This is a genomic window from Bradyrhizobium cedriense, from assembly GCF_054602315.1.
In genome coordinates this window covers 661,781-678,175 of record NZ_JBTSWB010000001.1, presented here as the reverse complement: position 1 = coordinate 678,175, position 16,395 = coordinate 661,781, and the positions used below count along the sequence as shown (strand labels likewise).

14 protein-coding genes are annotated in these 16,395 nt (G+C 60.4%); all 14 read right to left on the bottom strand.

All coding sequences use genetic code 11. The annotated features are described in order from the left end of the window. Positions 1-36 precede the first annotated feature (36 nt). Positions 37-1,227 (bottom strand): GNAT family N-acetyltransferase, encoded by a 1,191-nt coding sequence (locus ACYCVF_RS03235; RefSeq protein WP_459597099.1) that lies wholly within the window; start codon positions 1,225-1,227, stop codon positions 37-39. A gap of 87 nt (positions 1,228-1,314) precedes the next feature. Further along, complete coding sequence (locus tag ACYCVF_RS03230) at positions 1,315-2,409, bottom strand: hypothetical protein (protein ID WP_459597098.1); 1,095 nt, start codon at positions 2,407-2,409, stop codon at positions 1,315-1,317. A gap of 6 nt (positions 2,410-2,415) precedes the next feature. Continuing rightward, positions 2,416-3,774: a hypothetical protein gene (locus ACYCVF_RS03225; protein ID WP_459597097.1), complete on the bottom strand. Its 1,359-nt coding sequence runs from the start codon at positions 3,772-3,774 to the stop codon at positions 2,416-2,418. Between the two features lie 246 nt (positions 3,775-4,020). After that, positions 4,021-4,878, bottom strand: a complete 858-nt coding sequence (locus ACYCVF_RS03220) for a hypothetical protein (RefSeq protein ID WP_459597096.1) — start codon at positions 4,876-4,878, stop codon at positions 4,021-4,023. A gap of 165 nt (positions 4,879-5,043) precedes the next feature. After that, entirely contained in the window at positions 5,044-6,201 is a 1,158-nt protein-coding gene (locus ACYCVF_RS03215; RefSeq protein WP_459597095.1) for a glycosyltransferase family 4 protein, read from the bottom strand. A gap of 59 nt (positions 6,202-6,260) precedes the next feature. Further along, positions 6,261-7,298: a glycosyltransferase family 2 protein gene (locus tag ACYCVF_RS03210; RefSeq protein ID WP_459597094.1), complete on the bottom strand. Its 1,038-nt coding sequence runs from the start codon at positions 7,296-7,298 to the stop codon at positions 6,261-6,263. Between the two features lie 116 nt (positions 7,299-7,414). Beyond that, positions 7,415-8,557 (bottom strand): DegT/DnrJ/EryC1/StrS family aminotransferase, encoded by a 1,143-nt coding sequence (locus tag ACYCVF_RS03205; RefSeq protein ID WP_459597093.1) that lies wholly within the window; start codon positions 8,555-8,557, stop codon positions 7,415-7,417. After that, on the bottom strand, positions 8,554-9,555 hold the full coding sequence (locus ACYCVF_RS03200) for an NAD-dependent epimerase/dehydratase family protein (protein WP_459597092.1): 1,002 nt from the start codon (positions 9,553-9,555) through the stop codon (positions 8,554-8,556). Before ACYCVF_RS03200 ends, ACYCVF_RS03205 begins: the two co-directional genes overlap by 4 nt. After that, entirely contained in the window at positions 9,552-10,721 is a 1,170-nt protein-coding gene (locus tag ACYCVF_RS03195) for a DegT/DnrJ/EryC1/StrS family aminotransferase (RefSeq protein ID WP_459597091.1), read from the bottom strand. The genes ACYCVF_RS03200 and ACYCVF_RS03195 overlap by 4 nt, the downstream gene beginning before the upstream one ends. A gap of 97 nt (positions 10,722-10,818) precedes the next feature. After that, on the bottom strand, positions 10,819-11,328 hold the full coding sequence (locus tag ACYCVF_RS03190) for an acyltransferase (protein ID WP_459597090.1): 510 nt from the start codon (positions 11,326-11,328) through the stop codon (positions 10,819-10,821). Positions 11,329-11,355: 27 nt separating this feature from the next. Then, on the bottom strand, positions 11,356-12,831 hold the full coding sequence (locus ACYCVF_RS03185; RefSeq protein ID WP_459597089.1) for an oligosaccharide flippase family protein: 1,476 nt from the start codon (positions 12,829-12,831) through the stop codon (positions 11,356-11,358). Between the two features lie 49 nt (positions 12,832-12,880). Beyond that, the gene (locus ACYCVF_RS03180; protein WP_459597978.1) at positions 12,881-13,942 is read right to left on the bottom strand and encodes a Gfo/Idh/MocA family protein; all 1,062 of its coding nucleotides are present in this window, start codon (positions 13,940-13,942) and stop codon (positions 12,881-12,883) included. A 73-nt stretch (positions 13,943-14,015) separates the two neighbouring features. Then, a complete protein-coding gene (gene wecC, locus ACYCVF_RS03175) occupies positions 14,016-15,278 on the bottom strand; it encodes a UDP-N-acetyl-D-mannosamine dehydrogenase (protein WP_459597088.1) in 1,263 nt (420 codons plus the stop codon). Continuing rightward, the gene (gene wecB, locus ACYCVF_RS03170; RefSeq protein WP_459597087.1) at positions 15,271-16,395 is read right to left on the bottom strand and encodes a non-hydrolyzing UDP-N-acetylglucosamine 2-epimerase; all 1,125 of its coding nucleotides are present in this window, start codon (positions 16,393-16,395) and stop codon (positions 15,271-15,273) included. Before wecB ends, wecC begins: the two co-directional genes overlap by 8 nt.

Genomic DNA, 16,395 nt, shown 5'->3' with positions numbered 1-16,395 from the left:
CAGTCCTGTTGCGGTCCCAATCGCGGGCTTTCACACTCATGACGGCGGCACCCGATAGGACGGCTGGCCGCTAATCCCGGTCCGCCACTTTCGCTTAATTCCCGCAAGCCACGATCTCCGCAGAAAACTCTTGGCCAGACGATTCATCTTGCCGACGCAGGTGCGCAGGAGATTGATGCTGACCGCCTTCAATCGCGGGGCGAAGATGTAAACTGTCGATTCCTGTCTCGAGAGGTTGGCCAGCATCTCCTTGTAGGTCGCATCGCCGATGCCAAAGTCGATCAGCCGCACCGGCCGGCTCGACGACGCCTGCAGTTCTTCCAATACGCTGAGAATCAGGTGGAGGCCGGGGCCATACTTCGCGTAGGCAGGATCGTAGGACACATACTCGCTGAGAAAGACGCCATTGCGTAGCGAGCCGATCCAGAGAGCGGCCGGCTGGCCGTCGAGGTAAAGAATGTATCCTCGCAGCCAGCCCTTGCTTGCCTCGAAACGGAGGCGCGATCGGATGATCGGCGTTTCCGAGAACCCTACACCCAGCCCCCGCTGATAAGACTTGGCCGCGATGGTCTCCGCGTCACGCATCAATTGATCCAGGTCGGCCGACGAGCCAAATCGCTCGATCCTGCTTTCCGCAAAAGCGCAGGCGATATCTTCGACGCGTTTGCGCTGGTTGTATCGCCCCTTCTTCGGAAGGCCAGCCAGGAACGAGCCAGCTTTCTCCGGAAGTGCACGCAACCGGTGAGCTTGCGGGCTGATCAGATGATCGGCGCACCACCAGGTCGGAAGACCGCAGGCATGTTTTACGAGGGAGGAGCTGATCTCCGGAGAATGAAATGAGGCTGCATCGGCCTCCCCGGCTGCCAGCGAATCCATGATGCTCTCGAGCAGCATCCTGGCGTTCTGCTCGGAGATCTCGCCCAACCAGCCGCCGTGCACGATCTGCAGCACTCTCAACTCGGGAACGGGGAGAGCAAAATACCCGAGCTTGACCGGCACATGGCTCACCTCCAATCGACCGACGAGAAGCGCGCTGGGAAGCCCTCCTTCGTAGAGGACCACGACGTGCGGCCGTTGAACCTGCGGATATGTGTCCAGGATGAACAGAAAAAAGTCGAAATCCGCGTCTCGAGGCGGATTGCACGAATTCCAGAACTCTCGAAGCGGCTCGATCTCGGAGCTCGTTCTGAGAACCCTGATTTGCCGGCGCGCAGTGATTTCATTCATGGCGTTGACCTGACGAAAACTCCCTTGGCTCTCTTTCCTGTCCTGCACGACGCCGGCGGAGCCAAACCGATACACGGCCGCGCGCGATCAGCGATGAGATATCCCACCTGTCCTGGCATCCTGCACGATGGCGCCCGTGAGCATGTTCACGTTGCGCAGATAGATCGACTTGGCGCTGTTGTCGTTTGGTCCGCCGCGGATAGGACCGCCAAATGCCAGCCCCGACGAGGTCCTCGAAGGATCGAAATAATTGTCGCGCACCGTAAACGTGTTCACGATATCGGCGACAGTGACTCCAGTGAATGCGTTGACTGTGCCGGTGAACGTGTTGTTGCCGATTTCGCCCGAGACGATCCTGCCAGGGCTGGAGCCGATATCAGGCTCCACCATGAACCCCTGACTCGCGCCTCCATTCTGGGCGGTCGTATTGTACAAGATGGTCACCGTAAACGGCCCATCGATGAACTCGGTGTAATCGCCGTGTGCGCCGCGCGCCATGCCAGCATTCTGAATGAGATTATATCGAAGAACGAGACCTGCCGCCCGGCCGCCATTGTGCATTTGAACCATGTCGCCGCCAGCGTTCTTCAGCCAGCAGTACTGCACCGTCAACGATCCTGAACCACGACTCTCGATAAGGCCGCTGACGTCGGGGTTGTTGCGGCCGTCAATCGTGCTGTAGGCGACCGTCACGTTCGACGACGACACGGCCGCAAGGACGGGCTTGTTGCCGTTGGCACCAACAATGAAGTTGGAGTTCTGAATCTTCGTATCCTCACCCTGAACAACGACGCCCCAGCCGCCATCGAGAGAGAAGTCATAGCCATCCAGCGTGATGCCGTTTCCCGTTACGGTGACGATGCGCATCTTGCGATCCACCGATACCCCGCTCATCGAGATCGCGGCAGGATCCTTGAGCTCGATCGCCGTTGGGCGGCCCACGCAATAATCGACCCCGGCAACAGACCAGGAAGGACGAGCGCGATATCGGCTCAGCAGTTCGGGATACTGAATGTCGCAACGGGGCGCGCCGGACGACCCGTCGCCTTGCTCGCTGGATGCCTGCGGCGCCCCCGCGTCGTCGGCCGCCCTAGCGAAAGAGTGGGCTGCGTGGAACGCCAACCCCGCAGCAAATGAGCAGGCAAGGAAACTCCGAACGGCAGCTCTCAAAGACGACTGCATGGGTACCTACCACCGACGCTCGGTTGCTGGAACATAGACCGGCGGAGCGTACCAGGCGGAGTAAAGTTCACCGATGTGTCTCGTTCCCAGAAAGTGTTCGTATAGAGAGGCTCGCACTCCGATATACGCGCCCCAGAGCATCCACATGGTGTTCCAATAGTGCACGGTCAGCCCGACCAGCACGAACGTCATCACCGCAAGCGTAAAGCCCGATCGCACGCTGTCCATGTAGGGATCGAGCGTCGGGCCAACGGTCTTTCGTCCAAACCCGACGAAAAAGGAGGTCACATTGGCTAACAGCATGAAGACGACGATCGGAACACCAAACCGAAGCGCGATGACCAGCCAGACGGCATCCACCGAAGCATTGTCGAAGAATTCCAGGCCTTCGCCGATATCGCCGAACCCAAAGCCCACCAGGGGAGAGAAACCGATGTTGTAGAACGCTCGATCCCATGTGGCCTGGCGAAAGTAGCCGGTCGAGGGATCGAGAGTGAGGTGCGCGACGATCCAAGACGTCGGATTGTTGGTAGTCGCGTAGATGAAGACGAGCCCGGCTCCGATGACCGCTGCCAGCGCCTTCCATCGCCATGGAGACGATTTCATGAGCCGGTCGTAGCTATAGACCGACAGGACCACGAAGAACATCAACATGGGGGCTGAAGACATCGCCAGGAAGCATCCGACGAAAGCAACGCCGACCCAGCCTATTTGCGCCAACCGGCGTTGCTCCGAGTATGCAAATATGGCTGCGGCAGCGGTGCAGAATGTCCCGTAAGAAATCGCGTGCGGAAAAACGGACGCCGCCCTCATCAGTCCGCTCCTGTACTCCGGATCGCTGTTTAGCCCCAGAAAGCCGTTGACCACGAGCTTTCCCGACATCTGGTCGAGCATCGCGACTGCAACGATCAACGCTACAGCGACCTTCAAGGCCTTGACGAACTCGGCGACGGCCAGGTGCCCGAAAATGTATGCGCGCGCGACAATATAGCCGCCCAGGAGTTCGAGCGTCACCGCTCCTGCCGACGACAGTTCGGCGGAACGGCTCTCCTGTGCCGATACTCCCAGCATCCACATTGACGCCAGAAAGACGAACAGATCGCATGCAACGAACCGCCGCCCCTTCTGCAGCAACAGACAGAGGCCCGGAATCAGGAGCAGAGCGATGACGAACCGTTCGGGATTAAACTTTGCCCCCCCGAGCAGAAAGCTCATGTCGCCGGGCAATACGACACCGAGAAAGAACAGCCAGATGGCGAATGGATGGGCGCGTTGCGGAGATGCACCGGCACTCGCAATCAGCCTGGGCTCCAGCTCCGCTGGACCCTTCGCTACCGCAACGTTGGGGCGGTTCCTCAACGACATTAACCCCACCTGTTGCACCGACGGGCTCGCAGTGCCCGCCCGAGAGCGGACTTTCACTATGCCGAAGCCATTGAGTTGAATATGATCAATGACAGCCCTCGAGTGCCGCGCCCCTTGGACGACCACCCGAATATTAGAAATTAATACGCTTCATTATTATATTTGGCAAGCAATTAAATGCATCGAGATAATTGACGATTAACGATCTCGGGAGGTCACTGACGTGCCCCAAGCCCCCCGCCTGCATCACGCTGGCGTCAGGCGGCGTATCTCCGGCAAGGAAGCAGCCAGCATCCGGTCCATTCCCAATTCCCTCGACTTCGCGCCGGGATCTGACGCCCGCTGAGTCGAATACGTTGACCGTCGGAAAATCGCCTTATAGCGCATCCGCATGCGCCGCATCGGCAAAACCAGCGGATTTCGGCTGATGGTACCGCATGTGGTCTGGACAGGGAGGCGATCTCGCCACTTCCGCACCATGTAGCGATAGGATCGAACATAGTCGGGGCCCAGCGATAGCTGCGCCTTGGCGTTGTGGATCAACGGCATGTCCAGACCGTAGCAGGACCTGCCAAGCCTCTGTGCTTCGAGGACGATGTCTGCCCCGTAGAGATGAAATTCCGGCAGCAAGGGATCGAAGGATACGCCCGAGTCGCGGCGAACAATGATCGCCAATTCATCCACGCTGACCACTGGTACAGGTACCTTCAGTTCCCCTCCATGAATGCCTCCGGTTTCCGGAAACAACGGGGCGAGCGAGGGATCCCACGCACGACCGACCACATCCCCCGCTGCTGTGACGCTGCTCGTTCCAGCGACGGCCCAACGGCCGTCTTGTTGCGTGAGCCGTCGGATTTCCCAATCGAGCCGCTCAAACCAGTATTCGGGGAAGTAAACATCGCAATGAGCGAAGATGAGGATATCTTCTCTCGCCCCTGCGATCGCCCGCGCATAGGCGCTGGAAGCGCTAGGCTGATTCCACAGGATCGTGAGATTGACGTCACCTCTGGCAATCGCCGGCGAACGCCGAAGGTCGCGATCGAGCGTGCTGACGTCCGTCGATCGAGCACAGGTATACACATGGAAACTAGTGCCGGAAGACATCGCGATTGCCGCCTCACTATAATAATTAAATCTACCTCTATATTAACCAGCGCGCCCGCTCGCTATCAAGCCTCGACAACTATTTATATCGGCACAAAGATAATGGCCGGGGCAGTCTCCCGCTGTCGCAACCCGAACATCGACGGTCCGGACATGGCGCCGCTGTTACTCCGCTCTCACTTCGCGCTTGCCAGGCGGTGCATTCACTGAAGTTACGCTACTCCTTCGTCCCATCGCCTCCTGGATGAGCGATGCTATCGCTCGTCCGCCCTGCGCAGGAGTGTGACGCGTCTCAAATTTGCGTCTCGCCGCGCGCCCCATTTGTTCCCTCAGCGAAGGGGACGAGAGGAACTCTATGACCCTCCTGCTCATCTCCCCGACATCGAATCTCGCTACGCTAAAGCCCGCGTCCGGCTCGACAAATCTCCGCGCTGCATCGCTCGCATCGAAGCAGATGGTCGGCGTGCTGCGTCGGGCAGCTTCCAGAACCACGAGGCCGAACGCCTCCTCCCGTGAGGTCAGGAGAAAGACGTCCGATGCAGCAAAATATCTATCGACGTCGGCCTTTCGGCCAACGAAGCGCACCCGTGCGGTCGGCGCCTCACTTTTGAGCCTGTCCTGCATGGTTTTGACTTTGTCCGACGTGCCGCCGACCCACAAGAACTGGACATTCCGTCCACTGACGCCGCCGGCGACCTGCCGCGCGACCTCTATGAACAGGTCCGTGCCCTTTCGCGCCTCGATCGTACCGCAACCGCACACGATGCTCGCGTCCGGCGAGATATTCAACTCATGCGCAAGGCTGATACGCGCATCCTCTGCGTCAGCGCAACCGTCTTCGAGCTCGGGAATGAACGGCTCGACAACGTGGATCCGGTGCGGTGCGATGTCGAATTCCCCGATCAGGCAATCCCGCACAGCGTCGGACACCGCAATGTATCGGGGCCGCCGCCGTTCAAGCGCTGCGAGATTGTTCAATCCGACGCTTCGAATGGCTCCCGCCAGTTCGTGGACGTGACAGAGGACTTCGCAATCCCCGACAGGCAATCGTTCGAGCAGCCGCCCGGAAGCGATCGAATTGACGTAAACGAGACCGAAGCGCTCCCTCGAAAGACTCTCTTGCAAGCGGGCCAGATGAACGGATCGCAAGAAACGATGCATACCGACGCGTCTTGTCACACGATAAAGCACGTCGCCGGGTTCGGCGGAGTCGACCCTGCCAAGCATGGCGAATTCACCGGTGAGTTCGCCCGGACTGGCTGTCACCGTACGGAAGGAAACGGAATCGTTGCGACGAAGCCAGCGTTGTACGCTGAGGAGCATGATTGGCGCTCCCGTCCGCGACGCCTCATGGCTGAGGAAGAGCACCCTATTCGTCATATCTAGCTCTGCCGATCCTTGTCGACGCGCAGAAAGGGAATAGCGGCTGAAGCCTGCAACGCCTTCCGCCATCGCCCGTTCGACTTGCTCGCCAGGGACAGGAGTCTTTGGCGCCCCTTTAACCCAGGCATCCGCAGAAGCCGCCAGATCGGCGGAAGATAGCGCATTCGCGAGTCGAGGCTCATGGCCCACCGCAGGAGCTCCAAGCCGCTCTCGATGCGCCCCTGTCGGATGTAACTGATCCCGGTGTCGAAGGCCTGATCGGCGAGCGAGCGCGCCACCTGCTGCTGCAACAACTGTATGTCCCGCAGTCGGTCGCGACAGGTCTCGAAGAAGCTGTCGAACGCCGCTTTCCTCTGTCCATACTCCGCCCTCATTTCCGCGAGATAGGCGTTCGACATCGCGGAATCATGCTTTCGATAGATCGCCTGCACCGCATCGATTCTGGCGACCTCCGCATGTGCGCCAAACCGGAGCCACATCTCCAGATCGCCGCTGTGCGGAAGGGATGGTCTATAGCCGCCGACAGCCTTCTGGACAGATGTTCGCGCAATCGCAGTCGCCGTGGCCACGAAGCAGGAACCGGTCCGGCACATGTCCGCCACCAGATCTTGCTTGGTCCATCGCAACTCCTGGTCCGGCTCGACGAGCGGCCGAGGAGTGTCCCGACGCCACACCGGGCATTCGCCAAAGGTCAGGCCGACTTCAGGGCAGGTATCCATGACTTGTGCCGCGCGTTCCAGGGCCCCCGGCACCAGCAGATCATCCGCGGAAAGCAGCAGAAAGTAGTCGCTGTCCGCCCAGGCGATTCCCTCGTTGTATGTTGCGATGTGCCCCTTGTTGGTTGCGTGCGCCACAACCCGTACACGCGAATCGCCATCCGCAAGGCCCCGCGCGATTTCGACGGAGGAATCCGAGGACGCGTCATCGATGATGAGGACACGAACATCCGAGATGGATTGATCGAGAACGCTTCGCACGCAGTCCGTCAGGAAGCGCCCGTAATTGTGGCAGGGGACAACGACGTCGAACTTGGCCATCGCTTTGATTTCTCCCGTTGTGGCTCTTTCCCGGTCATCGTCGTCCATCTGCGACAGGACGAAAGCGGGATCGCGTCCAACGAGCAAGTGTCCGCCGAATGTCTGCCCCGCACCAGCTATCCCCGGGCCAGTTCCGCTCTAAGACACTCCGCGACGCGAAGCTGCTCCGACTCGCTCATCTGCGCGTAGATCGGCAGCAGGATCGAACGATCCTGTGCGACTTCCGAGTGGCGAAGGTCATGCCGCTGCTCCGCCTTCGCGTAAGGCGGTTCGCGATGCGAGCACATGATGCCGCGACGCGTAGCAATCCCCTGGTCAAGCAGACTTTGCATGACCGAACGCTGATCGAGACGGTTGGGGAGGCGAACGCAATAGCTTTGCCAGTTGGACCTGGCCCATTCCGGCTCTGCGGGCAGCCGCAAACCTTCGAGGTTGCCAAGCAGTTCAGTGTATCTCGCCGCCACAGCGCGGCGGCGTGCCACAAGTTCCGGAAGCCGCTCCAGCTGCTTGCGCCCGATCGCAGCCTGCATGTCGGTCATCCGATAGTTGTAGCCGGAAACGAGGTACTCTTCGAAGATCACCTGGGACGAGCCATGCCGCACCGTGTCGGGAACGCTCATCCCGTGCTGGCGCAGGAGCCTGAACTTGCGGTCAAGCTCGACATCCGAAGTGGTGAGCATTCCGCCCTCGCCGGTCGTGATCACCTTGCGGGGGTGAAAGGAAAAGCAGGCGATCCGTCCGTGCGGCCTGCCGATCCGTTCCCAGTTCTCCTTGACCAGGATCTCGCTTCCGGCCGCGCAGGCTGCGTCCTCGATCAGGGGAATGCCATGGCGATCCGCCAGCATGGTCAGGGCTTCAAGATCGCAGGGCATGCCCATTTGGTGAACCGCAATAATCGCGCGGGTGCGCGGAGTAATTGCGTCCTCCAGCCGGCGGGGGTCTATGTTGTAGGTCTCCGGATCGACGTCTACAAAGACGGGAACGGCGCCTTGATTTCGGATCGAATTGGCCGTTGCAATGAAGGAATGACTGGCCGTGATGACCTCGTCACCTGGTCCGATGTCGAGAGCCGCCAGAGCGAGTTGCAGGGCCGTCGTGCAGTTGGACACGGCGCATGCGAAGGGCGCCCCCACGAGAGCGGCAAATTCACGCTCGAAGGCGGCCACTTGCGGACCTTGCGACACCCAGCCGGAGAGGACGGCCGCTCGCGCTGCCTCGGCCTCTTCCTCGGCAAGGACCGGCATTGCGATCGGGATCATGACGCCGCCGCCTGTTCCCGGTCGACGGCGCCGACCTCGCGTTCGGCGAGCCACCATTTCACGAGATCTGCAAGTCCCTGCTCAAGCGAGACGGTGGTGCGGAAGCCCAGCAGACGCTCGGCTTTTCCGGTCGAAGCCAACCGGCGCGGCACCGGATTGATCGAGCGCTCCGGCGCGAACTCGGGCGCCATTCTGGGGTGGCCCATCACCGAGGCAAGGACTTGAGCGAGCTGCGCCAGGCTCGTTTCGGTACCGCTCCCCACGTTGAACACTTCGTCGGTCACCTTTGCCCGAGCTGCCAAGATGTTTGCACGGGCGACGTCACGCACATGCACGAAATCCATCGTCTGTTGGCCATCGCCAAAAATGACCGGTGGCAGACCGGCTTCGAGCCGCTCCATCCAGCGGATCAACACCTCGGTGTAACGCCCGTGAATGTCCATGCGGCTGCCGTATACGTTGAAGTAACGGAACGCCACGTAGTCGAGACCGTACATGTCGTTGAAGGTACGAAACAGGCCTTCGTTGAACGCCTTCGCGGCGCCATAGAGAGTTCGGTTGTCGTAGGGATTCTGTCGCTCAGTCGTGGGGAACTCCTCCGCCATGCCGTACACGGATGCGGAAGACGCTGCGATCACCTTCTCGACGTCGTGCCTGACGCAAAGCTCGAGCAGATCGAACGTGGCGTCCACCATGACTTCCTTGGCCAGGCGGGGCTCAGCGGCGCAGTGCGTGATGCGCAGTGCGGCCTGATGAAACACGATGTCGGCCGCCTTAACCAGTGCCCCCATCAGCTTGCCATCACGTATATCGCCGTGGACCAGCCGCACCGGGCCGCGCCCCAGCGCTCGCCGGAGATTCGCCGGCCGTCCTCGCACCATGTTGTCGAGGGCCACGATCTCGATGCAGCCTTCGTCGCACAACAGGTCGACAATATGGGAGCCGATGAACCCCGCTCCGCCCGTAACCAAGATGCGTTTGCCCTTGAGATCGATCAAGACGCCCTCCTATTGCTGGGCTCCACTGAAATGTGATTCCCTTCTCGGCCAATACCCCGAGCGAACTCCAGCGGCGCCGCGGTCTTCAGCGTAGAGGCGACTTCGGCCACCTGCTCCGGCAACAGCTCCGGATAGATGGGAAGCGAGAGAAACTCGTTGGCGAGCATCTCCGTGACGGGAAGATCGCCAGGTCGATAGCCAAGCTCCGCATATGCCTCTTGCAGATGAACCGGAACCGGATAGTGAATTCCGACGTCGATGCTGGCATCCCGCAGCGATCTGAGCGCCTCGTCGCGCCGCGATAACCTGACGGCATACACGTGGTAGACGTGGCGGCTGTACCAAGGCGGTCGAGGGCAAGCCAATTGAAGATCCGACAACAATTGGTCGTATCGCTCGGCGAGCGACCGGCGCGCCTCCGTCCAGGATTCGATATGATTCATCTTGACGTTCAGCACCGCGCCCTGGATGCCGTCCATGCGGTAATTGTATCCAGCGATAACGTGCTTGTACTTGGCCTCCTGCCCCCAGTCCCGCAACAGCGACACGCGGCGCGCGAGGTCCGGTCGGTCGGTTACGACTGCCCCACCCTCGCCAAACGCGCCGAGATTCTTGCCGGGATAGAAGCTAAAGCACCCGAGATCGCCGACCGAGCCGGCGCGATGGCCCTTGTACTCCGCGCCGTGGGCCTGTGCGGCATCCTCGATGACGACCAGGCCATGACGGCGGGCAATCGCCATGATCGGATCCATGTCGGCCATCAGTCCATGCAGGTGAACCGGCATGATCGCCTTCGTCCGCGGCGTGATCGCAGCCTCGATCAAGGAGGGATTCATCGTCCAAGTAACGGGATCGACGTCGACGAACACCGGCTTGGCGCCGCTATAGAGAATGGCCGCCGTCGTCGCGACGAACGTCATCGAGACGGTGATGACTTCATCGCCCGGGCCGATGCCGGCGGCGAGCAGCGCGAGGTGAATCGCCGACGTACCGCTGTTCACCGCACGGCAATGAGCGGTCCGGCAATACTCGGCGAAGCGTTCCTCGAACGCCGTCACCTCGGGGCCGAGGATAAAATTCGCGCTTCCGATGACTCGCGCCACCGCTGCGTCGATCTCCGGCTTGATCTGGGTGTATTGGGCCTTCAAATCCAGGAAAGGTATCAAGGTGAAAAACCTCGGGTGGCCGGCGTTATGATTTAAATATTAAAATATCATTATCGAATTAATTCAAGACTAAATATGCACACGTCGTTTAAATGGTTTATGGCGTTCTCCCACCGCGCTCGCGTCTAGGAACAGGTTGTTCCTCGGCGAACAAACATCGAGCTGGCACTCCCGCCACGACTGCGCCCGGCGGGACGTCCTTGGTCACCACCGCCCCGGCTCCAACCGAGGCACCGGCGCCTATCGTCACACCGCACAGAACGGTTGCATTCGAGCCGATGGAAGCTCCTCTGCCGACACGGGTGCGCTGCAACGTCCAATCCGAGGCGCCTTGAGGCCGGCCATCCGCGGTTGTTGCGCGCGGATGCTTGTCATTCGTAAACATGACCCCATGGCCCACGAACACCTCGTCCTCGATCGTGACGCCCTCGCAGATGAAGCTATGGGAGGAGATTTTGCAGCGCGCTCCGATCGTGGCGCCCGCCTGGATTTCGACGAAAGTGCCGATCCCGGTCTCGTCACCCACCGTGCAGCCATAGAGATTGACCAGTTCCGGATGAAAGATTCTGACATCGCGGCCAAGCCGTACATCATCGGTAATCGGCATCTTCGTCTCCACTATAGCCACGAGGCTTTACAGGGCCGTGCGCGACATTCGAAACCTTGGCGCAATGCGGGCAAGACCCGCCACCGCCTCATTAAGGTGATGGAGCAGGGGGTGGCCAGTCAGCAGCAGCCCCAGCCACCAGCACAGCACCGCAGCACACGTTGCCAAGGCGAGCCCGGCGAGGGGCGCCAGCAATCCGGCTTCCATCAACGCCGCGCAGCCGCCGACGCCCAATCCAGTTGCTGCCGTCACGAGTACGCTCCTCCTGAGCGCCCCTACGAGGTCCCTCGGCCCGAAGCGTAGGTGCCGCCCGATGAAGTAGATCGCGACCGCAGCCTGAAAGGGCAGCGTCAACAGTGCGGATGCGGCGACGGCCTCCACACCGAAGAAGGATGCGCCTAGAATGAGGAGAAGCGACGGCGGTAGCGAGATGAGGGAGGAGATCAGCGCATCCCGGACGCTTCCAACGGCTACGAGTACCGGAAAACTCAAGCACGCCGCAAAGAGTGCCATGTTCGCGATGCACAACAGGCGCACGAGCGGAACGATCTCGAGCCAGGTCGGACCGAGCCAGATCGCAATGATCGGCTGGGCCATGAAGGCCACGAACACCAGGAAGGGCCATTGCGCGACGGAAAGCAGTTGGATGGCGTCAAGGTAAACAGCCTTCAAGTCCTCCCCGGCCTGGCGCCTTGCGACAACCGCCGGCATGATGACGGGGTTCAGGACCTGGGTGACAAGCCTGTCAAACACCTGCGTCAAATTGATCGCGCGGCTATACAGACCGACGGACGCCAAGTCGAGAATTCTGGCAAGAAACAGCTGGGGCGCCAAATTGTAGAAGACATTGATGACGCTGACCCCGCTGGAATAAAGCCCGAAGCTGACGATGTCGCGGCATGCGGAAAGCGAAGGACGCAGCACGCCAGGATCCCGATGGCCTACCAGCAGCGCCAGGGTCAAGATCACGTTTCCTGCCAGCCCCCCCCAGATCGGGGCCATATAGCTCCATCCTGCCATCGCAAGCCCGATCGAGACCAGAGCGACCGCCACACCAGACGCAAAGTTGCACGCGGCCAACGTTCCGAACTTCATGTCCCTTCGCAGCAAGGCAGATATCGTCCCGGAGATCGGCAGGAGCAGAAAATTGAGCGCTGAGACCTCGATGGCTCGCTTCAAGCTGTCCTGTGCAAACAATTGCGACAGGCTGTCAGCGAAGACGAACAGAAGAGCGGCAATCGCGGCCGAAATGCCGAACGTCAAGGTGAAGGCCGAGCGGACATCCTCTGCCGACAAATCACGCTTCTGGATCAGATAGTTTCCGCCTCCGAACTCCTGAAAGGAGGACGCAATGACAAGCGAGATGGCGTTGACGACCGCAAAGACTCCGAACTCCGCTGGCGACAACAAACGGGAAAGCACGGCGGTGGCGACAAAGAACAGGACGAGGCTGCCATAGCGGTCGGCCGCCGAGAACAGAATGGAACGTTCGACCGAATTCATCGCGAAACCGTCGCCTTTCGGCTGCTAGCAATGCCCGCCGGCATCACACCTAGGCCGTGGCCCGGGCGCGTTCCCGGACCGGATGCGGTTGCTTGAGGAGGACCGGCTTCCCCTGCGCGGCTATCGAGCGCGAAGCCGCCTCCAGCACCTCAATCACGCGCAAGGCGGAGATGCCACCGGAGATCGGCTGGCTTCCGGTGCGCACGCAATCAACGAAATGCTCCACCTCGGTCTGCAGCGCCTCGGTGGGCGCAATATGCGGAGCCCACATGTCGCCTGCGCGATATCCAATCCGAAATTGATGTGCATCCTCGGGAGGCGCATCGAGCGTAATTCCCTTGTCATAGAGCTTGATCTTTTCGGTCGGTTCGAGATCGTCGTAGACGATCATCTTCTTGCTGCCACCGATGAAGGTCTGGCGTACCTTGACGGGCGAGAGCCAGTTGACGCTGACATGGGCCACGCACGCGTTGGCGAAAAACAAGGTGATGTGAGCCATATTCTCCGGCGAGCCGGCGACATGGCACGATCCGGTTGCCGAGACGGCAACCGGCGCTTCATCGAGGATATGGTGGATGATCGAGATGTCGTGCACGGCAAGGTCCCAGATCACATTGACGTCCTTCTGGAACAACCCGAGACTCGCGCGTGTGCTGTCGTAATAATAGATGTCTCCGAGTTCCCGGTTCAGCAGGAGCTCCCGAATCTTCTGGACCGCCGGCGTGTAGAGGAAGGTATGATCGACCATGAGCGTCAGTCCGCGCCGATCTGCCTCGTCAATCAGGCGGGTCACGAGCTCGGCACTCGACGCAAGGGGCTTCTCGACCAGCACATGCTTACCGGCCCTCAGTGCTGCCATCGCCAGCTCATAGTGCGTATGCACCGGCGTAGCGATGGCGATTGCATCGATGCTGCCGTCCTTCAACAGGTCTTCGTAGCGAGTGGTCGTTTCCACCGCCGGGTAGAGCTGCTTCATCGCGGCGAGCCTGCCCGGGCTCAGGTCGCTGACGCTGACGACGCGTGTGGCAGGATTGACCGAAAAATTGCGAACGAGATTGGGGCCCCAATAACCGTAGCCCACAACACCGATTCCCAGTTGACTATCTCGCATGCTGACCTCGATGCAATCCAGAGAGAAACACTTCCAATCATCCCGCCGCCGACGAATCACTGCACGCCGGGCATCAGGTTCGTGCCGGCATGTCCTGCCATATGCCCCGTGTATCGATGACGTCGAGATGCCGACGATCCGAGAGGGGCACCATCTTGAACTCATCATGGTCGACGAGGAGAATCGCGATTTCGCAACTGCGCAGAGCTTCATCAATGCTCACGAATGCGACGCGATGATCGGCCAACTGAGGCGGTAGACGGCGCAGATTCGGCTCAACGACCTTGATCCGTTCTCCGTATTTCGCCGCGAGATGCGTGGCTATCTCCATGGCCGGGCTTTCACGCAGGTCGTCGACGTTGGCCTTGAAGGTCAATCCGCAACACGCGACGCTTGCATAGGGATGGTCGTCGATCAGCGCCTCAGTGCGCTCGATGATCTTCTGCGTCTTGGCGTTGTTGACTTCCCGGCTCGTTCTCATCACGCGCGCGAGATCCGGCGCGGAGTCGATGATGAACCAGGGATCGACCGCGATGCAGTGCCCGCCTACTCCCGGTCCCGGCCGCAACACGTTTACGCGAGGGTGGCGGTTGGCGATGTCGATCACCTCCCAGACATTGATGTCGAACCTCTCGCAGATCAGCGAGAGCTCGTTTGCAAACGCTATGTTGGTGTCGCGGAACGCGTTTTCCGTCAGCTTGACCAATTCGGCCGCGCGCGCCGTCGTGCCAACGCAGGCGCCGCGAACGAACATCTTGTAGAAGCGTTGAGCGCGCCGCGTGCAGGTTGGCGTAATCCCCCCGATGCACCTGTCGTTGTTGATGAGCTCGGTGAGGATCCGGCCCGGCAACACCCGCTCCGGGCAATAGGCGACGTAGATCGCTCCGTCTTCCTTGCCGTTGACGCCTATGTGCAGATCCGGCCTGCGTTCAATGATCCGCTTGGCGATGGCCTCGGTGGTCCCGATCGGCGACGTCGATTCGAGGATGACGAGATTTCCTGGCGCGAGGATATCGACGATATGGTCCACTGCCGCATTCACGCTCGACAGATCTGGATGATTTTCGCGGTCGATCGGCGTCGGCACTGCGATGATGAAGACGTCGGCCGGCTGTGGTTTGGTCGACGTCGTCAGGGCACCGCTCGACACGACCTTGGAAACCAGGCCATCGAGATCGGGCTCCGCAATGTGAATTTTTCCGGATGCAACCGTATCGACGATGCGTTCGTTGGTGTCGATACCGAGCACCTGAAGACCCCGGCTCGCAATCAGCGCCGCGGTCGGCAGTCCGATATAACCAAGTCCAATGACGTTGATCTTCTGGAATTCAGGCATCGAGAAGAACCTTCACGATACGCTCGCTCGCGTGCCCGTCGCCAAACGGGTTGTGCGAACGGGCCATGGCCGCATAAGTCTCGTCATCGTCGAGCAGGCGAAATGTCTCCGCAACGATCTTGTCGTGGTTCGCACCGACGAGGCGCGCCGTCCCGGCCTCCACCCCCTCGGGGCGCTCGGTCGTATCGCGCATCACCAGGACCGGTTTGCCGAAAGTGGGGGCCTCCTCCTGGACGCCGCCCGAATCGGTCAGAACCAGGTGCGATAGCGAGAGCAGGCTCACGAAGTCCGTGTATTCCTGGGGGGAGATGAGGACGACCCTCGGGTGATCCGCCAACCGGGACGCAAACAGGTCGCGAACATTCGGATTTGGATGCACAGGGAGCACCACGGCAACGTCTTCCCTGCGCAGGATCGTTTCCAGCGCGTTCACGATGTTGACGACGCCGCCGCCGAAGTTCTCCCGACGATGGCAAGTCACCAGGATGATGCGCCGGTTACCGTGGCGCTTCTTGATGCCGTCCCAGCGGCACGAGAGTCCGGGATCGGATTCGACCATGGCTTTCGCCAGGATGAGAGCATCCACCACCGTGTTTCCCGTGACGTGGATGCGGTCATGCGAGACGTTCTCCGAGCGCAACGCGCGTGCCGCGCGCTCTGTCGGGGCAAAATGCTGATCGGCGATCGAGCCGACGATCTTGCGGTTCACCTCTTCGGGCCACGGGGAAAAGATGTCGCCACTGCGCAGTCCCGCCTCGATGTGAGAGACCGGTATCCGGTGATAGTAGGACGCCAGTGCGCCAGCCATGGCGGTCGCCGTGTCGCCCTGGACGATGACCCTGGTCGGCTTCACTTTCTCGAGGAGTTCGCCAATCTGTCCGAGCAGCCGAGCGGTCAGATCATCCAGCGTCTGATTGGCCGTCATGACGTTCAGATCGAAATCCGGGACCACTTTGGCGAGCTTGAGGACCTGATCAAGCAGCTGTCGATGCTGTGCTGTCGCGCAGATCGTGACGGAGATGTCTTTACCTTGCTCGGCCTTGAGGCGGTTGATGACTGGGAAGAGCTTGATTGCTTCGGGCCGGGTACCCAGAAGGATGAAGAAATGCTTGTGCAC

What these genes read in the sequence shown, in the direction of transcription:
- ACYCVF_RS03235 (WP_459597099.1), bottom strand. Translation starts at nt 1,227, where the DNA reads ATGAATGAAATCACTGCGCGCCGGCAAATCAGGGTTCTCAGAACGAGC.
- ACYCVF_RS03230 (WP_459597098.1), bottom strand. Translation starts at nt 2,409, where the DNA reads ATGCAGTCGTCTTTGAGAGCTGCCGTTCGGAGTTTCCTTGCCTGCTCA.
- ACYCVF_RS03225 (WP_459597097.1), bottom strand. Translation starts at nt 3,774, where the DNA reads ATGTCGTTGAGGAACCGCCCCAACGTTGCGGTAGCGAAGGGTCCAGCG.
- ACYCVF_RS03220 (WP_459597096.1), bottom strand. Translation starts at nt 4,878, where the DNA reads ATGTCTTCCGGCACTAGTTTCCATGTGTATACCTGTGCTCGATCGACG.
- ACYCVF_RS03215 (WP_459597095.1), bottom strand. Translation starts at nt 6,201, where the DNA reads ATGCTCCTCAGCGTACAACGCTGGCTTCGTCGCAACGATTCCGTTTCC.
- ACYCVF_RS03210 (WP_459597094.1), bottom strand. Translation starts at nt 7,298, where the DNA reads ATGGCCAAGTTCGACGTCGTTGTCCCCTGCCACAATTACGGGCGCTTC.
- ACYCVF_RS03205 (WP_459597093.1), bottom strand. Translation starts at nt 8,557, where the DNA reads ATGATCCCGATCGCAATGCCGGTCCTTGCCGAGGAAGAGGCCGAGGCA.
- ACYCVF_RS03190 (WP_459597090.1), bottom strand. Translation starts at nt 11,328, where the DNA reads ATGCCGATTACCGATGATGTACGGCTTGGCCGCGATGTCAGAATCTTT.
- ACYCVF_RS03185 (WP_459597089.1), bottom strand. Translation starts at nt 12,831, where the DNA reads ATGAATTCGGTCGAACGTTCCATTCTGTTCTCGGCGGCCGACCGCTAT.
- ACYCVF_RS03180 (WP_459597978.1), bottom strand. Translation starts at nt 13,942, where the DNA reads ATGCGAGATAGTCAACTGGGAATCGGTGTTGTGGGCTACGGTTATTGG.
- wecC (WP_459597088.1), bottom strand. Translation starts at nt 15,278, where the DNA reads ATGCCTGAATTCCAGAAGATCAACGTCATTGGACTTGGTTATATCGGA.